At 65.1% G+C, this 19,791-nt stretch carries 15 protein-coding genes and 1 pseudogene; 8 read left to right on the top strand and 8 right to left on the bottom strand.

All coding sequences use genetic code 11. The features are described from left to right. Window positions 1-19 precede the first annotated feature (19 nt). Window positions 20-229: a hypothetical protein gene (locus QM590_RS02645; RefSeq protein ID WP_068050934.1), complete on the bottom strand. Its 210-nt coding sequence runs from the start codon at window positions 227-229 to the stop codon at window positions 20-22. A gap of 129 nt (window positions 230-358) precedes the next feature. On the opposite strand from QM590_RS02645, the gene coaE reads away from it, so the two are divergent. Continuing rightward, window positions 359-1,576, top strand: coding sequence for a dephospho-CoA kinase (gene coaE, locus QM590_RS02640; protein ID WP_269593960.1), 1,218 nt, complete (start codon window positions 359-361; stop codon window positions 1,574-1,576). Window positions 1,577-1,592: 16 nt separating this feature from the next. Here the strand turns inward: coaE and QM590_RS02635 are convergent, their stop codons facing one another. Then, window positions 1,593-2,138 carry a ribonuclease FAU-1 family protein gene (locus QM590_RS02635; RefSeq protein ID WP_269593961.1) on the bottom strand — a complete coding sequence of 182 codons (546 nt, stop codon included), beginning with the start codon at window positions 2,136-2,138 and terminating at the stop codon, window positions 1,593-1,595. 78 nt (window positions 2,139-2,216) lie between these two features. Between QM590_RS02635 and uvrB the strand changes: the two genes are divergently transcribed. Together uvrB and QM590_RS02625 are read left to right on the top strand one after the other, a co-directional pair. After that, entirely contained in the window at window positions 2,217-4,379 is a 2,163-nt protein-coding gene (gene uvrB / locus QM590_RS02630; protein ID WP_269593962.1) for an excinuclease ABC subunit UvrB, read from the top strand. 19 nt (window positions 4,380-4,398) lie between these two features. Continuing rightward, window positions 4,399-5,266, top strand: a pseudogene (locus QM590_RS02625) (SCO6745 family protein). A 6-nt stretch (window positions 5,267-5,272) separates the two neighbouring features. Here the strand turns inward: QM590_RS02625 and QM590_RS02620 are convergent. Together QM590_RS02620 and QM590_RS02615 are read right to left on the bottom strand one after the other, a co-directional pair. Then, window positions 5,273-6,130, bottom strand: a complete 858-nt coding sequence (locus QM590_RS02620) for an ABC transporter permease (RefSeq protein ID WP_269593963.1) — start codon at window positions 6,128-6,130, stop codon at window positions 5,273-5,275. Then, window positions 6,127-8,988, bottom strand: coding sequence for an alpha/beta fold hydrolase (locus QM590_RS02615; protein WP_269593964.1), 2,862 nt, complete (start codon window positions 8,986-8,988; stop codon window positions 6,127-6,129). Before QM590_RS02615 ends, QM590_RS02620 begins: the two co-directional genes overlap by 4 nt. Before the next feature lie 184 nt (window positions 8,989-9,172). Between QM590_RS02615 and QM590_RS02610 the strand changes: the two genes are divergently transcribed. Continuing rightward, window positions 9,173-9,625 carry a universal stress protein gene (locus tag QM590_RS02610; RefSeq protein ID WP_068050983.1) on the top strand — a complete coding sequence of 151 codons (453 nt, stop codon included), beginning with the start codon at window positions 9,173-9,175 and terminating at the stop codon, window positions 9,623-9,625. A gap of 70 nt (window positions 9,626-9,695) precedes the next feature. Here the strand turns inward: QM590_RS02610 and QM590_RS02605 are convergent, their stop codons facing one another. The 3 genes from QM590_RS02605 to QM590_RS02595 form a co-directional block, all read right to left on the bottom strand. Continuing rightward, complete coding sequence (locus QM590_RS02605) at window positions 9,696-12,017, bottom strand: HelD family protein (RefSeq protein WP_269593965.1); 2,322 nt, start codon at window positions 12,015-12,017, stop codon at window positions 9,696-9,698. Between the two features lie 149 nt (window positions 12,018-12,166). Beyond that, window positions 12,167-13,357 (bottom strand): DoxX family protein, encoded by a 1,191-nt coding sequence (locus QM590_RS02600; protein ID WP_269593966.1) that lies wholly within the window; start codon window positions 13,355-13,357, stop codon window positions 12,167-12,169. 137 nt (window positions 13,358-13,494) lie between these two features. After that, entirely contained in the window at window positions 13,495-14,184 is a 690-nt protein-coding gene (locus QM590_RS02595; protein ID WP_269594003.1) for an MBL fold metallo-hydrolase, read from the bottom strand. Window positions 14,185-14,444: 260 nt separating this feature from the next. On the opposite strand from QM590_RS02595, the gene uvrA reads away from it, so the two are divergent. Next, window positions 14,445-17,375, top strand: a complete 2,931-nt coding sequence (uvrA, locus tag QM590_RS02590) for an excinuclease ABC subunit UvrA (RefSeq protein ID WP_094640381.1) — start codon at window positions 14,445-14,447, stop codon at window positions 17,373-17,375. A gap of 112 nt (window positions 17,376-17,487) precedes the next feature. Here uvrA and QM590_RS02585 read toward each other — a convergent pair whose 3' ends face one another. Next, window positions 17,488-17,874 carry a DUF1844 domain-containing protein gene (locus tag QM590_RS02585; protein WP_068050975.1) on the bottom strand — a complete coding sequence of 129 codons (387 nt, stop codon included), beginning with the start codon at window positions 17,872-17,874 and terminating at the stop codon, window positions 17,488-17,490. A gap of 382 nt (window positions 17,875-18,256) precedes the next feature. On the opposite strand from QM590_RS02585, the gene infC reads away from it, so the two are divergent. The 3 genes from infC (at window position 18,257) to rplT (ending at window position 19,784) form a co-directional block, all read left to right on the top strand. Continuing rightward, on the top strand, window positions 18,257-18,997 hold the full coding sequence (infC, locus tag QM590_RS02580) for a translation initiation factor IF-3 (RefSeq protein WP_045199680.1): 741 nt from the start codon (window positions 18,257-18,259) through the stop codon (window positions 18,995-18,997). Window positions 18,998-19,113: 116 nt separating this feature from the next. Next, window positions 19,114-19,308, top strand: coding sequence for a 50S ribosomal protein L35 (gene rpmI / locus QM590_RS02575; protein WP_008715923.1), 195 nt, complete (start codon window positions 19,114-19,116; stop codon window positions 19,306-19,308). Between the two features lie 86 nt (window positions 19,309-19,394). Further along, on the top strand, window positions 19,395-19,784 hold the full coding sequence (gene rplT, locus QM590_RS02570) for a 50S ribosomal protein L20 (RefSeq protein WP_032378959.1): 390 nt from the start codon (window positions 19,395-19,397) through the stop codon (window positions 19,782-19,784). Window positions 19,785-19,791 lie beyond the last annotated feature (7 nt).

Below are 19,791 nucleotides of genomic sequence, written 5' to 3'. Positions count from 1 at the left end.
GTGTGAGGGGGAGTGCGAACTACGCGGCGGTGGCTGGACTCCACTGGCCGACGCTCTCCGTGCGCTTGCGCATGCTGGCGAAGCTGTGGCGGGCGGGGGTCAGGAGGTTGGTGAACCAGTTACGCCGATGGTCGGCCAACGCCGAGGCTACTTCCGGGATGAGAATGCAATGAACGCCTGCATCCATGCCAAGGCGGTGCCGACCCGGTTGGATCTGATTGCTTCGCATGGGTGTCCTTTTCAATAGCTGTGGGTCGGCACATCGAGGTCGCGCTCGTCGAAGATAACCGACCCACCTCCGAAAACGGTGCATTTGAGGCTGGTGTGATTCGGCGTGTTCGAGTGTCAGACTGGGTGCATGCTGAGACTGGGACTGACCGGTGGAATAGGTGCCGGAAAATCGACCGTTGCCAAGGTGCTGACCGAACTCGGGGGAGTGCTCGTCGACTCCGACGTGCTTGCCCGTGAAGTCGTGGAGCCGGGAACACCTGGGCTGCAACGACTGACGGACACCTTCGGAGCCGACATTCTCGCACCCGACGGCTCGCTCGACCGTCCGGCATTGGCGGCCAAGGCATTCGGCGACGAGGAATCCCGCAAGAAGCTCAACGCCATCGTTCATCCGTTGGTCGGCGAGCGCACCGCCGCGATCATCGACGGTGCAGCGCCGGATGCCGTAGTGGTGCAGGATATTCCGCTCCTCGTCGAGGGATCGATGGGCCCGTTCTTTCACCTGGTGGTCATCGTGTGGGTCGACGCCGAGGAACGGGTTCGTCGTCTGACGGGACAGCGAGGCATGCCCGAGGCCGACGCTCGCGCGCGGATCGCAGCACAGGCAACCGATGATGCGCGCCGCGCCGCAGCAGACGTGTGGATCGACAACACCGGTGCGCCGGGCAGCGTCGACGACGTCGTCCGAGCCCTGTGGAGCGAACGTCTGATTCCCTTCGAGCGCAACATCAGGGAGGGGATCATCGCGCGCGTTCATCCGGAACAGGTGACAGCCGACCCCACGTGGGAATCGCAGGCCCGACGCATCATCTCGCGCCTGGCCCTTGCCTGCGCGGACAAAGCGGTCCGAATCGACCACATCGGCTCCACCGCGGTGCCCGGTCTCGACGCGAAGGATGTCATCGACATCCAGATCACCGTGCAGGGGCTCGACGACGCCGATGCTGTCGCCGAGCAGCTGCGCGTGGCAGGGTTCCCTCGGCGAGAGGCCAGCAACTTCGACTATCCAAAGCCCGCATACGGAATCGGCGGAGAAGCCGATCCTGCCGTGTGGGCCAAGCGTTTTCACGGCAGCGCGGACCCCGGCCGGCCGGCGAACGTACATATCCGGGTCGACGGCTGGCCGAATCAGACGTTCGCCCTGCTGTTCCGGGACTGGCTGCGAGCGGACGACAACATCACCACCGAGTACGCAGGAATCAAGCGACGCGCCTCCGAGGCCGCTGCCGGAATCACCGACTTCGAATCGGCCATCGAGGCCTACGAGAACGCGAAAGCCCCATGGTTCGACGTGGCATACCGTCGGGCATGGCAGTGGGCGGAGCAGACCGACTGGACCGCGTGAATCGGGGCCGACCGAGTCAGGACGGCTTGCCGTTCCACTCGGTCGGCATTCCGAGGGATGCGAGCCACGCGTTCAGGTCGTAGTCGTGCCGCGTCAGTCCTTCGATGGCCGTGATCGATCTGGCCAGCGCGAGTTCGGCCGTGGGGGTGTCGAGATGGTGCGCCACCCGAGCGTCGAACAACTCGTCGACGTCGAGCAGGTCGTAATCGCGGCCGGTACGCACGCTGAGGTCGAGATAGTGGTCGACGGATGTCCATCGGGTGGTGCCGGCGGTGTACTCGCCGATGTCGACGTAGTAGTCCTGATCGCGGGCGTGCGCGGGCAGATAGTGGAACACCGAGGCCCGTAGCCCCAGAGCGGGCAGCAACCAGGACTCCAGGTAGTCGAAGTGGGCGTGATCGGACGGGCGGGCCATGTACAGCCCCCACGGCTCGACGCGGTATTCGTCGACGACCCGGACGAACCCCTTGGGATCCACGTTCGTCTTGGCGACGAGGTCGAACGTCTCGTGCTTGGGGGCATGAACGACGGTGTGCGCACCGGCTGACGTGTGAGCGACCATGCCTGTAGAAGCTACCGGGAACCGACGTCCGGGGTCTGCCCGACGGAACTTGTCGGTGGTCGCGTCTACGCTTGTGAAATGGCGTTTGCATCCGAACATCCCGTTGTCGCGCACTCCGAGCACCGTCCGGTGGGCGCAATCGAGCGCACCGGACCGGCGTTCGAGGTCGTCAGCGAACACACGCCGGCAGGCGATCAGCCGACCGCCATCGCCGAGCTGGAACGGCGGATCAAGGCGGACGAGAAGGACATCGTGTTGCTCGGTGCCACCGGTACCGGTAAGTCGGCCACCACTGCCTGGCTGATCGAGAAGCTGCAGCGCCCCACTCTGGTGATGGCACCGAACAAGACCTTGGCGGCGCAGTTGGCGAACGAGCTGCGAGACATGTTGCCCAACAACGCAGTCGAATACTTCGTCTCGTACTACGACTACTACCAGCCCGAGGCGTACATCGCGCAGACCGACACCTACATCGAGAAGGACTCGTCGATCAACGACGATGTCGAGCGTCTGCGGCACTCGGCGACGGCATCTCTGCTCTCGCGCCGCGACGTGGTCGTGGTGGCGTCGGTGTCGTGCATCTACGGTCTCGGTACTCCGCAGTCGTACGTCGATCGGTCGATCGAGCTGGAGGTCAACGTCGAAGTGCAGCGTGACGCGCTGCTCCGGTTGCTCGTGGACGTGCAGTACACCCGCAACGACATGGCCTTCACCCGCGGATCGTTCCGAGTTCGCGGTGACACGGTCGAGATCATTCCGTCCTACGAGGAACTGGCGATTCGCATCGAGTTCTTCGGCGACGAGATCGAAGCGCTGTACTACCTCCATCCGCTGACCGGCGACATCGTTCGGCAGGTCGATTCGGTGCGCATCTTCCCGGCCACGCACTACGTTGCCGGGCCGGAGCGGATGGAACGAGCCGTCAAGGACATCGAAGCCGAACTCGAAGGTCGGCTCGCGGAGCTGGAGGGCAAGGGAAAGCTGCTCGAGGCTCAGCGGCTGCGGATGCGGACGCAATACGACCTGGAGATGATCAAGCAGGTCGGATTCTGCTCGGGTATCGAGAACTACTCGCGGCACATCGACGGACGCGGTGCAGGTACCGCGCCTGCAACGTTGATCGATTACTTTCCCGAGGACTTTCTGCTCGTCATCGACGAGTCTCACGTGACGGTTCCGCAGATCGGGGCGATGTACGAGGGCGATATGTCCCGCAAGCGCAACCTCGTCGACTTCGGTTTCCGCCTGCCGTCCGCGACCGACAATCGGCCGTTGACGTGGGAGGAGTTCACTCAGCGGATCGGTCAGACGGTCTACCTCTCGGCAACTCCGGGCAAGTACGAGCTGGGCCAGACCGGGGGAGAGTTCGTCGAGCAGGTGATCCGTCCGACCGGACTCGTCGATCCCAAGGTCGTCATCAAACCGACAAAGGGCCAGATCGACGACCTGGTCCATCAGATCCGAGAACGCGCGGAGAAGGACGAGCGTGTGCTGGTGACCACGCTGACCAAGAAGATGTCGGAGGATCTGACCGACTACCTGCTCGAATTGGGCATTCGTGTCCGCTACCTGCACTCCGACATCGATACGCTGCGCCGCGTCGAACTGCTCCGGCAGCTCCGACTCGGCGAGTACGACGTGCTGGTGGGCATCAACCTGCTCCGTGAGGGTCTCGACCTGCCCGAGGTCTCGCTGGTGGCGATTCTCGACGCCGACAAGGAAGGCTTCCTCCGCAGCGGCACCAGCCTCATCCAGACCATCGGCCGTGCCGCCCGAAACGTCTCCGGCGAGGTCCACATGTACGCCGACAAGATGACCGATTCCATGACCTACGCGATCGAGGAAACCGAGCGTCGGCGTGAGAAGCAGATCGCGTACAACAAGGAACGAGGCGTCGACCCTCAGCCGCTGCGTAAGAAGATCGCCGACATCCTCGACCAGGTGTACCAGGAAGCCGAGGACACCGAGTCGGTCGTCGAAGTCGGGGGATCTGGGCGCAACGCCAGCCGGGGTCGGCGAGCGCAGGGCGAGGCGGGCCGGTCGGTCAGCACCGGGGTGTACGAGGGCCAGGACGTCTCGTCGATGCCGCGCGCCGAACTGGCCGATCTGATCAAGAACATGACCGATCAGATGATGAACGCGGCGCGCGAGCTCAAGTTCGAGCTCGCCGGCCGACTGCGCGACGAGATCCAGGATCTGAAGAAAGAACTGCGCGGGATGGATGCAGCAGGCCTCAAATAGGTTCGGTTACGGTTCAACGATGGACGCAACCACCGCCGGCCGCACCTCTCGCGCGCTCGAGCTCATTCACTCGATGACCTATTTCCTTCCGGAGACGCAGGACGCTCTCGTCGCCGCAGGGTTGCCGCCGCGGGCCTGCTATTTCGCTGGCCGGGCAGCGCCTCTGGGGCGGGTCGGTGCAGGTGTCGTCACCGCCACGTTCTACAACTTCAATCGTGAACTGATCGCGCCGCTGATTCCGGCCGCCTGGGACATCGCGTCACCCGACGAGATCATGGCAATCCGGTACGACACGCTCGATGCCGCCTTCGCCCGACTGCTCGGGCCCGAGGTCCTGACGTCCGCGGACATGGCCGAGGCCGCAGACCTGGCATCGATCGCAGCCCCGTGGCATTCCCGGTGACGACGGCCGACCCCTGTACTCCGCGTATGCCGAGCTCGACTGGCCGACAGCTCCGCATCTCGTGCTGTGGCACGCCCTGACTCTGATTCGCGAATACCGCGGCGACGGTCACCTCGCGGCGCTGCAGACGGCGGGACTGAGCGGTCTCGAAGCACTCATCACCCATACCGCCACCGGCTACGGCTTCGAGAAGGAGTTCGCCCGCAAGCGTCGCGGATGGTCGACCGAGCAGTGGGACGGGGCCGTTGCGTCTCTGGCCGACCGTGAGCTGCTCTCGTCCGACGGCGCGCTGACTCAGGACGGAAAGGATCTCCGGACGTTGGTCGAGGACATCACCAACGACCTCGCCGCCGCGCCGTGGGCTGCGCTCGGCGAGGACGGTGCGGCGCGGCTGGTCTCGCTCGGGACGCCGTGGCGCGAGTCGATCGTCGGTGCGGGCGTCATTCCGGATGGTGTGTTCGGGCCCGCGATCAAGAAGAAGTAGCCCGCCTCAGCTGGTGATGTCCTTGGTGCCGAAACGTCGCCACGCGATCAACCCGAACAGTGCCGCGTACGTGACGGCCGAGAACGAGCCGACCACCATGTCGTTCCAGTCGATGCTCGTGCCGAATGCATCGATCCACGAATTGGCGTAGTGCCCGGGCAGGTAGTTGCGGAGTGATCCCAGTGCCGTGATCTGGTCGAGAATCTGCATCAGAATCGATGTCATCACCGCGCCGCCGACGGCCCCGAGAGGGGCGTCGGTGAGCACGGACAGCAGCATCGCCAGGCCCGCGACCCACAACAGGTTGATGCCGATGTACGCGACCGCGATCAGTAGCCGAACCAGTGAGGTGCCGTAGGGCAGCCCCTCGCCCAGCGGGGTGATCAGCGACTCCGCGCCATACATCACGGTGCCGATCAGCAGGGACACCCCGACGAGCACCAGAATCGCAGCACTGGACAGCGTCGCCGACACCAATGCCTTCTGCGTCAGCAGTCGACTCCGGGGCACAGGAATGGCCAGCAGGTACCGCAGACTCGACCACGAGGCTTCGCTTGCCACCGAGTCGCCGAAGAACAGGGCCACCACCACGATCAGCAGAAATCCCACGGACATGAACAGAGCGAAGACCGTGAAGTTCATGCCTCCGCGAGTGCCGAGTTCGATCAGCCCACCGGCGTCCGAGTCCGCATCCGAGCTGCCGACTGTGAACGCAATGGCCAGAATTACCGGCAGCAGCGCCAGGAAGCCGATCGCCAGCTGAGTGCGTCGACGTCCTAGTTGCCTGCGTAACTCGGTACGGAACGGCAAGGTGCTGCCGCCGGTGTATCCGGCAGCGCGCCCGTCTGCGTGTGTGGTGCTCATGAACGATCCTTGCTGGTGGCGGACCCTGGGGTGTCTCGGTGAACGAGATCGAGGAACACGTCTTCGAGGCGCGTCGATTGCGAGAATCCGCGCACCGAGATCCCCGCGGTGACGAGCTCTCGGATCACGACGGCGGCATCCGCGTCGGTCAGGTCGACGGTCACCGTGCCGTCGTCGACGATCACTGCGCCGTCGTGGCCGGAGGTACCGAGCACCGTCTGTGCGCGGGTGGCGTCGTCGACCCTGATCTCCGTTTGTCCGCCTGCCGCGGTCAGTTCGCGCACAGTGCCGGAACTGATCACCGATCCGCGATTCATGACGACCACGTGGGTGCAGGTCTGCTCCACTTCGGCGAGGAGATGGCTCGACACCAACACGGTTCGTCCGGTCTTCGCGTAGTTGATCAGCACGTCGCGCATCGTCCTGATCTGCGGTGGGTCGAGTCCGTTGGTCGGCTCGTCCAGGACCATCAGGTCCGGCAACCCCAGCATGGCCTGGGCGATGGCGAGCCGTTGCCGCATGCCCTGGCTGTACGACTTGACCTTGCGTTCGATCGCGGTGCCGAGGTCTGCGATCTCGAGGGCTTCCTCGAGATGGGCGTCCTCGATCGGGCGACCGGTCGCTTCCCAGTACAGCCGCAGATTCTGTGTTCCGGTCAGGTGCGGCAGGAAGCCCGATCCCTCGACGAAGGAGCCCAACCTGGACAGCACCGGTGCTCCTGGCGTCACCTTGTGACCGAAGACCCTGATGTCACCACCGGTGGGAGTGATCAGGCCCATCAACATGCGCAGGGTCGTGGTCTTGCCTGCACCGTTCGGCCCGAGCAGACCCAGAACCTGGCCCTGCTTCACCTCGAAGCTGACGCCGTCGACTGCCCGAAAACCGTTGGAGTACGTCTTGGCCAGATCGGTGATCACCAGAGGGGTGTCGATCAGACTCTCGTCCACTTCGGCGACCGCGCGGCGTCTGGTCTGCACGACTCCGGCCACGATCGCACCGGCGACCGCGAGCAGGACGACCCCGATGCCGATCAGTGGTGCCACCGGAACAGTGCTGTTGGCGCTCGCTTCCGCGGGGACGGTGGGCAACGCAATGGTGTTGTCGGTCATGGCCACGCTGAACTGTGCGGGTTCGAGCGGCACGGCATACGCCTGATCGGTGGTGGAGATGCTCAGTTCGAGGCGATGACCCTGCTGGACGAGGTAGCTGATGCCAGGCAGGGCAACGGTGACGTCGACGGGATCGATGCCCTCGGTGTCGGGCAGGCGGATCGCCGAGACGGCCCCGCCCGGAAGCGTTCTCGTGCCGTTCGGTGCGACGTCGTAGAGCTTCGCGAACAGGACCGCTTGACCCGGCGAGGCCAGCGACGCCACGCGCAGATTCACCCGCGGCACACCGGTGACCGTCACGGACGAATCGACGGGTTCGCTGGTGAACGTTGCCGACTGGCCCGGCAGGTCCGCGGTCAGGGCTGCTCCGGCCCCGGTCGATCCCAGGGTCGAGAGCACCGAGCCCAAACCGGGTATCGACGAGATCGCCGACGGCGACGCCCCGGGCGGACGGATGATCGACTGGTTCTCCGCAGCGGGAGTGAACGTCACCGATCGAGTCTCGGTGGGGTCGGAGTCGGAGATGAGCCCCGGGTAGTCAGGAGCCGTCATTCGGCGGTTGCGGTCGCCGCCGCGTTCGTCGGCTGCCCGCTGAGTGGAGTAGACGAACGGCTGGCTGTCTGTAGCAGCATCGCTCTCACGCAAGGTCGTGTCGAAGAAGTCGGCGATGGCCTGATCGCTCGTGCCGTCCGTCCCACCTGCGTCGTGACCGCCGTCGAACCATCGCACGGTGACGTTCCCACCGGCCGCCGCGATCTGACGAGCCGTCGCGTCGGCCTGATCCAGACCGAACAGCGTGTCCTGGCTGCCCTGAACCAGCAGGGTCGGCGCGGTGATGTTCGACGCCACCGCGACCGGCGAGTGGGCCGTGAGCAGATCGAGGAGCTGTTGGCTGGGGATTCCGGTCACTGCGGACTGGGCGTAGGCGTCGCAGAACTCGGGTGCGAACCGTCCGCAGGCGGATGTCTCCTCGGCGGTGCCGGCTTCGTTGCCGTCGGTGCCGTTGCCGTCACCGTCTCCGGCCGGTGCTGCACTGGAGGCGCCCACTCCGAAGAACACTCCCGCCCAGCCGCGCTTGAGGACGCCGGGTCCGCCGTATTCGGCAGCTGCGGGGGTGGCGGTGTCGCCGAGGGCTTCTCGGCCCTCGGCGGAGGTGACGCCGTAGTTGGGGAACAGCGCCTGACCCAGGTCGTTCCAGGTGATCGCTGCGGCTATCGAATCGATCCGGGGGTCGGTGCCGCCTGCGCTCAGAGCCAGTGCGCCGCCGTACGATCCGCCGGCGACACCGACGTGCGGGTCACCGGGGGCGTCGAGTTCCACCTCCGGTTGTTCGGCGAGCCAGTCGATGAGTCCGCGTGCGTCGGCGACCTCGCGGTCGGGGTCGTTGAGCGAGATCGAACCCGTGCTGTCGCCGAATCCGCGTGCACTGTAGGCGAGCACGGTGTACCCGCGGGCTGCGAGGTCACGTGCCTCGCCGTCGACCGAGTCCTTGCTGCCGCCGAAGCCGTGGGCGAGCAGCACCGTCGGTGCGGGGGTGACGGCGGGGACGTACAGACGAGCGTCGATGTCGACGGTGCCCGTCGATCCGGGGCTGTCCGGTAGCGTGATGCGCGCATCACGCGTGGATGTGTCGGCGCTCGAATCCTGGGGGAGGAGTACGAATGCGAGGGCGGCTACAGCCAGAACCGCAATCACGGCGGCACCGACAGTCATGGCCCGTCTCGACAGTGGCGGGCGGGGAATCGGCATGGAAACCAATGTATGTGAGTGGCGCGGATCGTGTTGTTCCCCAAGTTCACGTGCCGATCGGCCAGTTCCGGCTAATGTCAGCGAATCAGTCCCCGGACCACGTTTTTCGGTCCTGTGACTTGCACCAATCGAGTTCGAGCAGAAGTGTCACATCTGTGTGTGTGACCGACAAATGGAGGAATGAATGAGCGCCTACCGCACCGTCGTCGTCGGGACCGATGGCTCCGAATCGTCACTGCGGGCAGTGGAGAAGGCCGCGGCGTTGGCGGGAGACGCCGCTGCCACCCTGGTGATCGCTTGTGCGTACTACCCGGCCGATCCGAAGGACACGTCCGCTGCCGCCGACGCATTGCGCGAGGACGCCTACCAGATCACCGGATCGGCACCGACGCGTGAGATTCTGCGCACGGCGCGCGAGCACGCCACCAAGGCCGGTGCGAAGAACATCGAGGAGAAGGCGATCGTCGGTGCTCCCGTCGAGTCGCTGCTGGCACTCGTGGACGAGGTCAAGGGTGACCTGCTCGTCGTCGGCAACCGCGGCCTGAACTCGTTGACGGGCCGTCTGTTGGGTTCGGTTCCGTCGGACGCCGCTCGCAAGTCCACCTGCGACGTTCTGATCGTGCACACCGTCCGCTGATTGCACGCCGCACACACCACCGGCCCGCTCCGTCGAATCGACGGAGCGGGCCGGTGGTGTGTGCGGTTCTCTAGGCTTCCGGCTCGAACGGCTGCAGCGCCGAGAGTTCACCCGGTAGTGCGTCCGCGTGCACGACGCCGAGTCGCTGAGTCGCTCGGGTCAGCGCCACGTACAGATCGTTCATGCCCTTGACCGAATCCGCCACGATGGCACCGGGTTCGACGATCAGCACCGAGTCGAATTCCAGTCCCTTGGCGTCCTTGACCGTCGATACGGTGACCAGTTCCGATGCCAGATGGCGGAATCGGTCGACGTGGCCTGCGGGAACCAGCACGGCACTCAGGCCTGGGCGAGGGTGCTCGGCCACTCGCTTCTCGACCGCGGTGATCAGATCGTCCGGTGCCACCCGTTGGGCCCACGGTCGTGTCCCGGTGCTGCGGATGGACCGCGGCTCGGACTGCTCGGGATCGATGGCAGCCAACACGTCGTGTGCCACCGCCATGATCTCGGACGGTGTTCGGTAGTTCACCGTCAGCTCGGTTCGCTTCCAGCGCTTGGCCACATACGGTTCGAGAACCGAACCCCACGACGAGGTACCGGCGGGATCACCGGTCTGCGCCGTATCGCCCACCAGTGTCATCCACCGATTCGGTATGCGCCGCATGACCATTCGCCACGCCATCGCAGAGAGTTCCTGCGCTTCGTCGACGATCACGTGCCCGTAGGTCCACGTTCGGTCACCGGCGGCCCGTTCGGCCGTCGTGAGTCGTTGGCCCGAATTCTGCCGTCGCGCAAGCTGATCGGCATCGATGAGGTCGTAGGCCATCAGGATCTCCGGATCGAGTTCGTCCTCGAGGTCCTGAGGTGCCGAACCGGTCAGGATGTCCAGGGCACCCTGGGCGTCGGCGATCTGGCCGCGCCACTGACGTTGTGCCTGTTCACGTTCGGCCGCGTCGTCGACGCCGAGTAGCTCGGCGAGTTCGTCGAGCAGGGGAGCGTCGGCCGAGGAGAACCCGTGGCCTCGGCGGACGAGGGCCTCACGCTCCATCTCGTCCAGTGCAGGCGCGGCCGAGGCGATTTTCTCGGGCGAGGCGAACAGGTCGCGAAGAACCTGCTGGGGAGACAGATCCGGCCACAGTTCGTCGACGGCTGCCATGACGTCCTGGTCCTCGCGCATCTCGTCGCGCATGTCCGCGATGTCGTCGGCGCTGAGCAGGCTGGACCCGTCGACGAGGTTCTGCCCGAGTTTCGCTGCCAATTGGTTGGCCAACTGGTCGATGACCGAGGACACGAACAGCGGACGAGCCAGGTTGTGCGGTCGCCGGGACGAGCGGGCACGACCGCGAGCCCTGGTGACGATCTTGCGATCGAGCGTGATGTCGTAGGTGTCGAACTTCAGCCGACGGGGCTGCGTGGGAACTTCCTGACGGTCGCGAACCGCTTGCGTCAGCACCTCCACCATCGACAGCCTGCCTTTGACCTCGGTCGCGAGGGCCGAGTCCTCGCGTTGCGCGCGGACTCCCGGGTAGAGGTCGCCGATCGTGGACAGCAGCACTCCCGTCTCGCCGAGTGACGGCAGTACCTGACCGATGTAATCGAGGAACGTGGCGTTGGGTCCGATGATCAGCACGCCGCTCTTACCGAGCTGTTGACGGTAGGTGTAGAGCAGATAGGCGGCGCGGTGCAGCGCGACGGCAGTCTTGCCGGTGCCCGGTCCGCCCTGAACCACCAACACACTGCGATGCTGCGATCGGATGATCGCGTCCTGCTCGCTCTGGATCGTCTCGACGATGTCGTTCATCTGACCGGTACGTGCGGCATCGAGCGCCGAGAGCAGCGCGCCTTCGCTCGCGACGCCGCCTGCCACGGCGGCATCGTTCGACGATCGGGCGGAGTTCAGGTCGAGGAATTCGTCGGCGATCGACGTCACTCGCCGGCCGCGGGTACGAATGTGTCTGCGCCGCAACACGTTTTCGGGTGCGGCGGGCGTCGCCAGGTAGAACGGCCGGGCCATCGGTGCTCGCCAGTCGAGCAGCAGTGTCTCGTAATCGTTCTTGTCGTCGAGAATCCCGACGCGGCCGATGTATCGCTCGGGCCGGTCGTCGACCTTGGGGTCGAGGGTCTCGGGATCGAGGTCGATGCGCCCGAAGCACAATCCGTTCTCGGCGGCGTCGTACTTGGCGATGTCCTCGGTGTACATCTGGTTGAACGATTCCCGTTCGCTGCGGGCCTGCGGGGTGCCGCCGGTCTCCAACAGCACTGCACGCAGTCGGTTCGCGGCATACTCGCGTAACGCGTCGAGCTGCGTGTACAGCCGCGTCAGATGCGCCTGCTCGAAGTCTTCTTCGAGCGGCACCACGGAGTCGCTCGATGTGTGGCCGTCGTCCGGCAAAGGGTCTCCTCGGGAGTTCGGCCGAGGCGAAGATATCGCCTCGAAATCAGCCAGAGCAGTCTACGCCGCACAACGGCCCTGCCGCAGAACCGCTGGTTCCGGGGCAGGGCCGTCTACGCGAACGTCGCTGTGTGGCTGTCTGCGAAAAATTACTTCGCGTACTGCTGCAGCTTCTTGTCCAAGTTCTTCTGAGCCTTGGCAACTCGCTTCTCGAGCTTGGCGCGAGCCTGCTCGGTCACCTTCTCGAGTTCCTTGCTCTGCTTCTCGGCGCGCTTGCGAGCGCGCTTGCTCAGCGTGTCGACGCGATCGGATGCCAGATCGGCCCACGTGACTCCGCGCTTCTGCGCCTCGTCGGCGAGGACGGAACCCTTCTCGGCAGCCAGATCGGCGAGCTTGGACGCACGCTTCTGCGCGACATCGGCCAATTCGCCGCGACGATCTGCAGCGACGTCGACGAGCTTGGAGCCGCGCTTCTGTGCGAGCTCCGCGAGGTCGGTCCCGCGATGGGCTGCCTTGTCGGCGAGCTTGGAGCCGCGCTTCTGTGCTTCTTCGGCCAGGTCGCTGCCGCGGTCGGCGGCCAGTTCGGCCAGCTTGGATCCACGCTTCTGTGCTTCCTCGGCGAGCACCGAACCCTTGTCGGCGGCCACGTGAGCCCAGCGGTTCAGCGCCGGCTGAGCTACGTCGGCCAGCTCCGAGCCCTTCTCGGTAGCGATATCGGCGAGCTTGGCCAACTTGGGCTGGGCGGCGTCGGCGAACTTGGCCAGCTTCGGCTGTGCAGCCTCGGCCAGATCGGCGCTGCGGCTCGCGGCGACGGCTGCGATTTCCTTGACGCGCTCACCGGTCTCGTGGGTGGAGTGACCCGGCAGGGCCGAGACGACGGTCTCCTGCGCGCGGCGTGCTGCCCGCTTGCTACGCCATGCGACGGACGGCTTGCCCTCGGTGTCGACGGCTGCGATGAGCAGTCCGCCGAGCAGGCTCAGGTTCTTGAAGAAGTGGATTCGCTGCGCAGCCTTGGTCTCCGGGTCGGTCTCGTTCCAGAAGGCGTGTCCGGCGAGCGTCGTCGGTACGAGACTTCCGGCGAGAGCCAGCGAGGCGATGCGCGGTGCCTTGCCGGTGGCCAGCAGAATGCCGCCCGCGACCTGGATTCCACCGTTGATACGGACCAGCGTCTCCGGGTCGTTCGGCACGTTCGCGGTGACCTCGTTGGGGAGGACGTCCTTGCCCTGCTCGATCAACGGGGTGGCGGCCTGGGCCTTGCCGGTGGGATTACGGAGTGCGTCGACGCCCCCTGCGATGAAAATCGTAGACATCAGCGGACGGGCGATACGGCGGACCAGCATTGACAGCCTCCTGCGTAGTTTCTCGTGTCATCGGCGGTGGAACCATGGACGGCACGGCGGTCCGAAAACCTACCGCTGTGCGTTCTTTTGTCACACTATTCATACCCCGTGGTTCGCGGTCTCAAGCACGCCGATCGTCACCAACCCCTGGCGCGCCATTCGTCCAGGTGAGGGCGCTCGGTACCGAGCGTCGTGTCCTTTCCGTGGCCCGGGTAGACAACGGTCTCGTCGTCGAAGCGGTCGAACAGTTTCGCTGTCACGTCGTCGAGCAGACGGGTGAAATCCTCGGGGCTGCCCGTCTTGCCGACGCCACCGGGAAAGAGGGAATCTCCGGTGAAGAGGTGGGTGCGCTTTCCGTCGGAATCGGTCAGTGCGAGTGCGATGGAGCCGGGAGTGTGTCCGGTCAGGTGCACCACATCGAACGTGAGCTGTCCCACCGACACGGTGTCCCGATCGGCGAGCAGGCGGTCGGGAGCCACCGGTAAGGGGCCTGCATCGAGTTCGTGCGCTGCGGTCGGCGAGTCAGTACCGCCGGCGATGTCTGCCAGCGCCTGCCAGTGGTCGGCGTGCTGGTGAGTTGTCACGATGAGTGAGAGTGTCGGCGCGTTCCGGTCGATGAGCAACGAGATCCGGTCGGCCTCGTTGGCGGCGTCGATCAGCACCGAGTGACCTGTTGCGGAACAGACGACAAGGTAGGTGTTGTTGTCCATGGGGCCGACCGACATCTTCGTGATCGTCGCTCCGGGAATCGTTCGCCGCTGCGGCTGCGATCCCTGAGAGACGACGCCGGTGTAGTTGTCATCGATGACCATGAGGTGCTCGTCCATTTCCAGGACGCTACCGTCGTCGACGGCATGATGGGCGTCGGGGTCGCGCAGCTGGAAAAGTGTGTCGGTGCCTGGATCTACCATTGCTACTGCGTGAGGTTCGTCCCTCACCACAACAGGTTTTCGACGTGGGGTCCACGGTTACACGACGTGTGACCGGTGCGTCGGCATCACACGTCATCACGCGACTCGAAGGTCGTGCAGTGCTGCGCCCCGCAGCAACTCGGCTGGACGTGCTCGTTCGGAAAGAAGGGAACACAGTGGCGGATCGCCTGATAGTGCGAGGTGCACGGGAGCACAACCTGCGGGGAGTCGACATCGACCTGCCGCGGGATGCGCTGATCGTGTTCACGGGTCTGTCCGGATCGGGCAAATCCTCACTCGCCTTCGACACGATCTTCGCCGAAGGACAGCGTCGTTACGTGGAGTCGCTGTCCGCATACGCGCGGCAGTTCCTCGGCCAGATGGACAAGCCGGACGTCGATTTCATCGAGGGCCTCTCGCCTGCGGTCTCCATCGATCAGAAATCGACCAACCGCAACCCGCGATCGACCGTGGGCACCATCACCGAGGTCTACGACTACCTCCGGCTGTTGTACGCGCGTGCAGGAACGGCTCACTGCCCGGTGTGCGGCGAGCAGATCGCCAAGCAGACTCCGCAGCAGATCGTCGATCAGGTGCTGGACATGGAGGAGGGCCTGAAGTTCCAGGTTCTCGCCCCGGTGGTTCGTACCCGCAAGGGTGAGTTCGTCGACCTGTTCGACTCGTTGAACACTCAGGGCTACTCGCGTGTTCGCGTCGACGGCGTCGTACATCAGCTCACGAGTCCGCCGGTGCTCAAGAAGCAGGAGAAGCACGACATCGAGGTCGTCGTCGACCGCCTCACCGTCAAGTCGAGCTCGAAGCAGCGTCTGACCGACTCGGTGGAAACCGCCCTTCGGCTGGCCGACGGCATCGTGGTGCTCGACTTCGTCGACCGTGACGAGAATGCGTCGGACCGTGAGCGCCGGTTCTCCGAGAAGCTCGCCTGCCCCAACGGACACCCGTTGTCCATCGACGATCTCGAACCGCGGTCGTTCTCCTTCAACTCGCCGTACGGTGCGTGCCCGGATTGCGTCGGACTCGGCGTGCGCAAGGAGGTCGATCCGGAGCTGGTCGTTCCCGACGGCGATCTCAGCCTCGCCGACGGTGCCATCGCACCGTGGTCGATGGGCCAGACGTCGGAGTACTTCGGCCGCCTGCTCTCCGGGCTCGCCGACGCCATGGGATTCGACCTGAACGCGCCGTGGAACAAGTTGCCCGCCAAGGTCAAGCGCGCAGTCCTCGAGGGCAGCGATCACCAGGTGCACGTGAAGTACAAGAACCGCTACGGTCGCACGCGCTCGTACTACGCCGAGTTCGAGGGTGTGATGCCGTTCCTGCACCGCCGGTTGGAGCAGACCGAGTCCGAGCAGATGAAGGAACGTTACGACGGCTACATGCGCGACGTGCCGTGTCCCACCTGCAACGGGGCGCGGCTGCGGCCGGAGATCCTGTCGGTGACGATCGCGGCGGGCGACTTCGGCCCTAAGTCGATTGCCGAGGTGTGCGAATTGTCGATCGCCGACACCGCGAATTTCCTCAACAGCCTCACTCTCGGTCGCCGCGAGGAAGCAATCGCCGGGCAGGTCCTCAAGGAGGTACAGGCTCGCCTCGGCTTCCTGCTGGACGTCGGTCTGGAATACCTGTCACTGGCCAGGACCGCCGGCTCGCTGTCCGGCGGCGAGGCCCAGCGCATCCGACTCGCCACCCAGATCGGATCGGGACTCGTCGGTGTTCTGTACGTTCTCGACGAGCCGTCGATCGGACTGCATCAGCGCGACAACCGTAGGCTCATCGACACGTTGACGCGGTTGCGCGACCTCGGAAACACCCTCATCGTCGTCGAGCACGACGAGGACACCATCCGTACCTCCGACTGGATCGTCGACATCGGTCCGTTGGCGGGTGAGCACGGCGGACGCGTCGTGCACAGCGGTTCGTACGAGGACCTGCTGACCAACGAGGAATCGCTGACCGGTGCATACCTGTCCGGACGGATGGAGATTCCGCTGCCCGACACCCGTCGTGTCGTGGACAAGAAGCGTCAGGTCACCGTGGTCGGTGCCCGCGAGCACAATCTCCGTGGCATCGACGTCAGCTTCCCGCTCGGTGTGCTGACCTCGGTCACCGGGGTGTCGGGTTCGGGCAAGTCCACACTCGTCAACGACATTCTCGCGACGGTGATGGCCAACAAGCTCAACGGTGCCCGCCAGGTTCCCGGTCGGCACACGCGCATCAACGGCCTCGATCAGCTCGACAAGCTGGTGCGGGTGGATCAGTCGCCGATCGGACGCACGCCGCGCTCGAACGCGGCCACGTACACCGGTGTGTTCGACAAGATCCGCACGCTGTTCGCGGCGACCACCGAGGCCAAGGTGCGCGGCTATCAGCCCGGTCGATTCTCGTTCAACGTCAAGGGCGGCCGGTGCGAGGCGTGCTCGGGAGACGGCACACTCAAGATCGAGATGAACTTCCTGCCGGACGTCTACGTTCCGTGCGAGGTCTGTGAGGGAGCGCGATACAACCGCGAGACACTCGAAGTCCATTACAAGGGCAAGACCATCGCCGAGGTCCTGGACATGCCGATCGAGGAGGCTGCCGACTTCTTCGAGGCCATCACCTCGATCCACCGCTACCTCAAGACACTCGTCGAGGTCGGTCTCGGGTACGTCCGACTCGGCCAACCGGCAACGACGTTGTCCGGCGGCGAGGCGCAACGCGTCAAGCTGGCAGCGGAACTGCAGAAGCGGTCCACCGGCCGCACGGTCTACATTCTCGACGAACCGACCACCGGCTTGCACTTCGAGGACATTCGCAAGCTGCTCGGCGTCGTGAACGGCTTGGTGGACAAGGGCAACACGGTGATCGTGATCGAGCACAATCTCGACGTCATCAAGGTCTCGGACTGGGTCATCGACATGGGCCCCGAAGGTGGCTCGGGCGGCGGAACGGTTGTGGCGCAGGGTGATCCGGAGGCAGTGGCGGCGGTCTCGGAAAGCTACACCGGCAAGTTCCTGCAGGAGGCGCTCACCCGGGAGTCGGTCGTCGCCCCGCCGGTGAAGGCGGCTGCGAAGAAGCGTAGGCCTCGCAAGGTTGCCGCCGTCCGATAAGCGCTGCCGTCGGCTGAAGCCGTCCGATTCGGACCCCGCGAACGACGAAGCCGCATCCGGTAGTCACCGGATGCGGCTTCGTGCGTCGGTCTCGACTTGGCTGGTGTAGTGCTCAGTGCACCGGACCGGTGTACTTCTCGCCGGGGCCCTTTCCCGGCTCGTCCGGATGGGCCGACGCTTCCCGGAATGCGCGCTGCAGTGCCTGCAGGCCGTCGCGGATGGGTCCGGCATGGGGGCCGAGGTATTCCACCGACGCGGTGACCAGGCCGGCCAAGGCGGTGATGACGCGGCGTGCCTCGTCGAGGTCGAGGTAGGGGCTCTCCGCGGGATCCGGCTCGGACAGTCCCAACTTCTCGGCTGCGGAACTCATCAGCATCACCGCAGCGCGGCTGATGACCTCGACCGCGGGGACTTCGGCGAGTTCACGGACTTCGGGCTCGGTGCCGACGGGGTCGGCACCCGCGGGATCGCCATCGGCGGGAGTGGGGGCGCTGGTCATGCCTACGAGAATCCCACGCCGCCTGCAGCGGGGAGAATCGGGTGCCGACGCTGTCGGGGGCGATCGGGCTCGATTGTCGGTTTCTCGAATCGGCTGGTAGTGTGACTCGACGACCGTCTTCGGCGTGCGCTCCTCGATGGAGTTCACCGCACGGAGGCAGCAAGTGGAGCCCGACTCCCACCGGCACGTAGCCTTCAACAAGCTACTTCCCGGTCCGGTCGCACGAAGGAAGTCTTCATCGGCCTCCTACGTGCTTCCTCCCAGTGAGGAGACTGTACGACGACAGTTGTCGTGCGGGTCGACCGGTCGACATCGGGCCCTGCCATCGGATCACACCGAGAGCAGGGTTTTTTCGTTGCAGCGGTTCACATCGCTGCGGGGAATGTCGAGGATCGACGGCGACGGGCTGTGCCAGTGGCAGGCGGTCGGGTTACACACCACACCGCACTACCTAGGAGGCCCCATCAGCACTGAGACCCGCATCAACGATCGCATCCGAGTTCCCGAGGTCCGGCTTGTCGGACCGGGCGGTGAACAGGTGGGGATCGTGCGTGTTGAAGATGCACTCCGCTTGGCTCTCGAAGCCGACCTCGATCTTGTAGAAGTAGCTCCCGACGCACGTCCGCCGGTCTGCAAGATCATGGACTACGGGAAGTTCAAGTACGAGGCTGCGCAGAAGGCGCGCGAATCGCGCAAGAACCAGACGCTCACCGTGATCAAGGAACAGAAGCTCCGCCCCAAGATCGACGCGCACGACTACGAGACCAAGAAGCGCAACGTCGTTCGCTTCCTCGAAGCCGGCTCGAAGGTCAAGGTCACCATCATGTTCCGCGGTCGTGAGCAGTCGCGTCCCGAACTCGGCTTCCGTCTGCTGCAGCGCCTGGGCGCGGACGTCGCGGAGCTCGGCTTCGTGGAGACCTCGGCCAAGCAGGACGGCCGCAACATGACGATGGTGTTGGCGCCGCACAAGGGTGCCAAGACTCGCGTCAAGGCACAGGAGAGCGCAGCGGCTCCGCCCGCGCAGCGCGCACCGGCCCCCGCGCCGGAACAGCCCGCCGATGCAGCCCCGGCTGCCGAAGCACCGGCCGCAGCAGCTCCGGCTACTCCGGCGCAGACCAACTGAGCCTCGCGCTCTACCAGTAAGACAGCCCTACACCTGCTTCGGTGCACAGCATTTCCGTAGCGATGTGCGGCTGTGCCATGCAACACCGAAGAGCTATTACAGAAGAAGAGGATTTCATGCCCAAGCAGAAGACCCACAGTGGTGCCAAGAAGCGATTCAAGGTGTCCGGCAGCGGCAAGATCCTGCGCCAGAAGGCCGGCCGTCGCCACCTGCTCGAGCACAAGCCCACCAAGGTGACTCGTCGCCTCGATGGTGTCGCCGTTGTCAAGAAGGCCGACGTGCCGCGGATCAAGCGCCTGCTCGGCATCTGATTCGGCCCGCCGCCGACTGATTTCGGTCGGCTTCATCCCATTACCATTCGGGGTTTCACACACCCCCAGATCGACAGGATTCACCAGTGGCACGCGTAAAAAGGGCCGTCAACGCCCAGAAGAAGCGCCGTTCGATTCTCGAAGCGTCCAAGGGCTACCGCGGACAGCGCTCACGTCTGTACACCAAGGCCAAGGAGCAGCAGCTCCACTCGCTGACCTATGCGTACCGGGACCGCCGCGCGCGCAAGGGTGACTTCCGCAAGCTGTGGATCACGCGTATCAACGCTGCAGCTCGCGCCAACGACATCACGTACAACCGCTTCGTCCAGGGCCTCAAGGCCGCGGGAGTCGAGGTCGACCGCAAGATCCTCGCCGAGCTCGCTGTGTCGGATGCTGCGGCGTTCGCAAGCCTGGTCGCCATCGCCAAGGCCGCACTGCCTGCCGATGTCAACGCTCCGGCCGGAGAAGCAGCCTGAGCGAGTC

This window comes from Rhodococcus sp. IEGM 1372, from assembly GCF_030056835.1.
In the GTDB taxonomy this organism is placed as follows: Bacteria; Actinomycetota; Actinomycetes; order Mycobacteriales; family Mycobacteriaceae; genus Rhodococcoides.
Note: the sequence above shows the minus strand (reverse complement) of the source record. Positions and strands in the feature narration are given on the sequence as shown.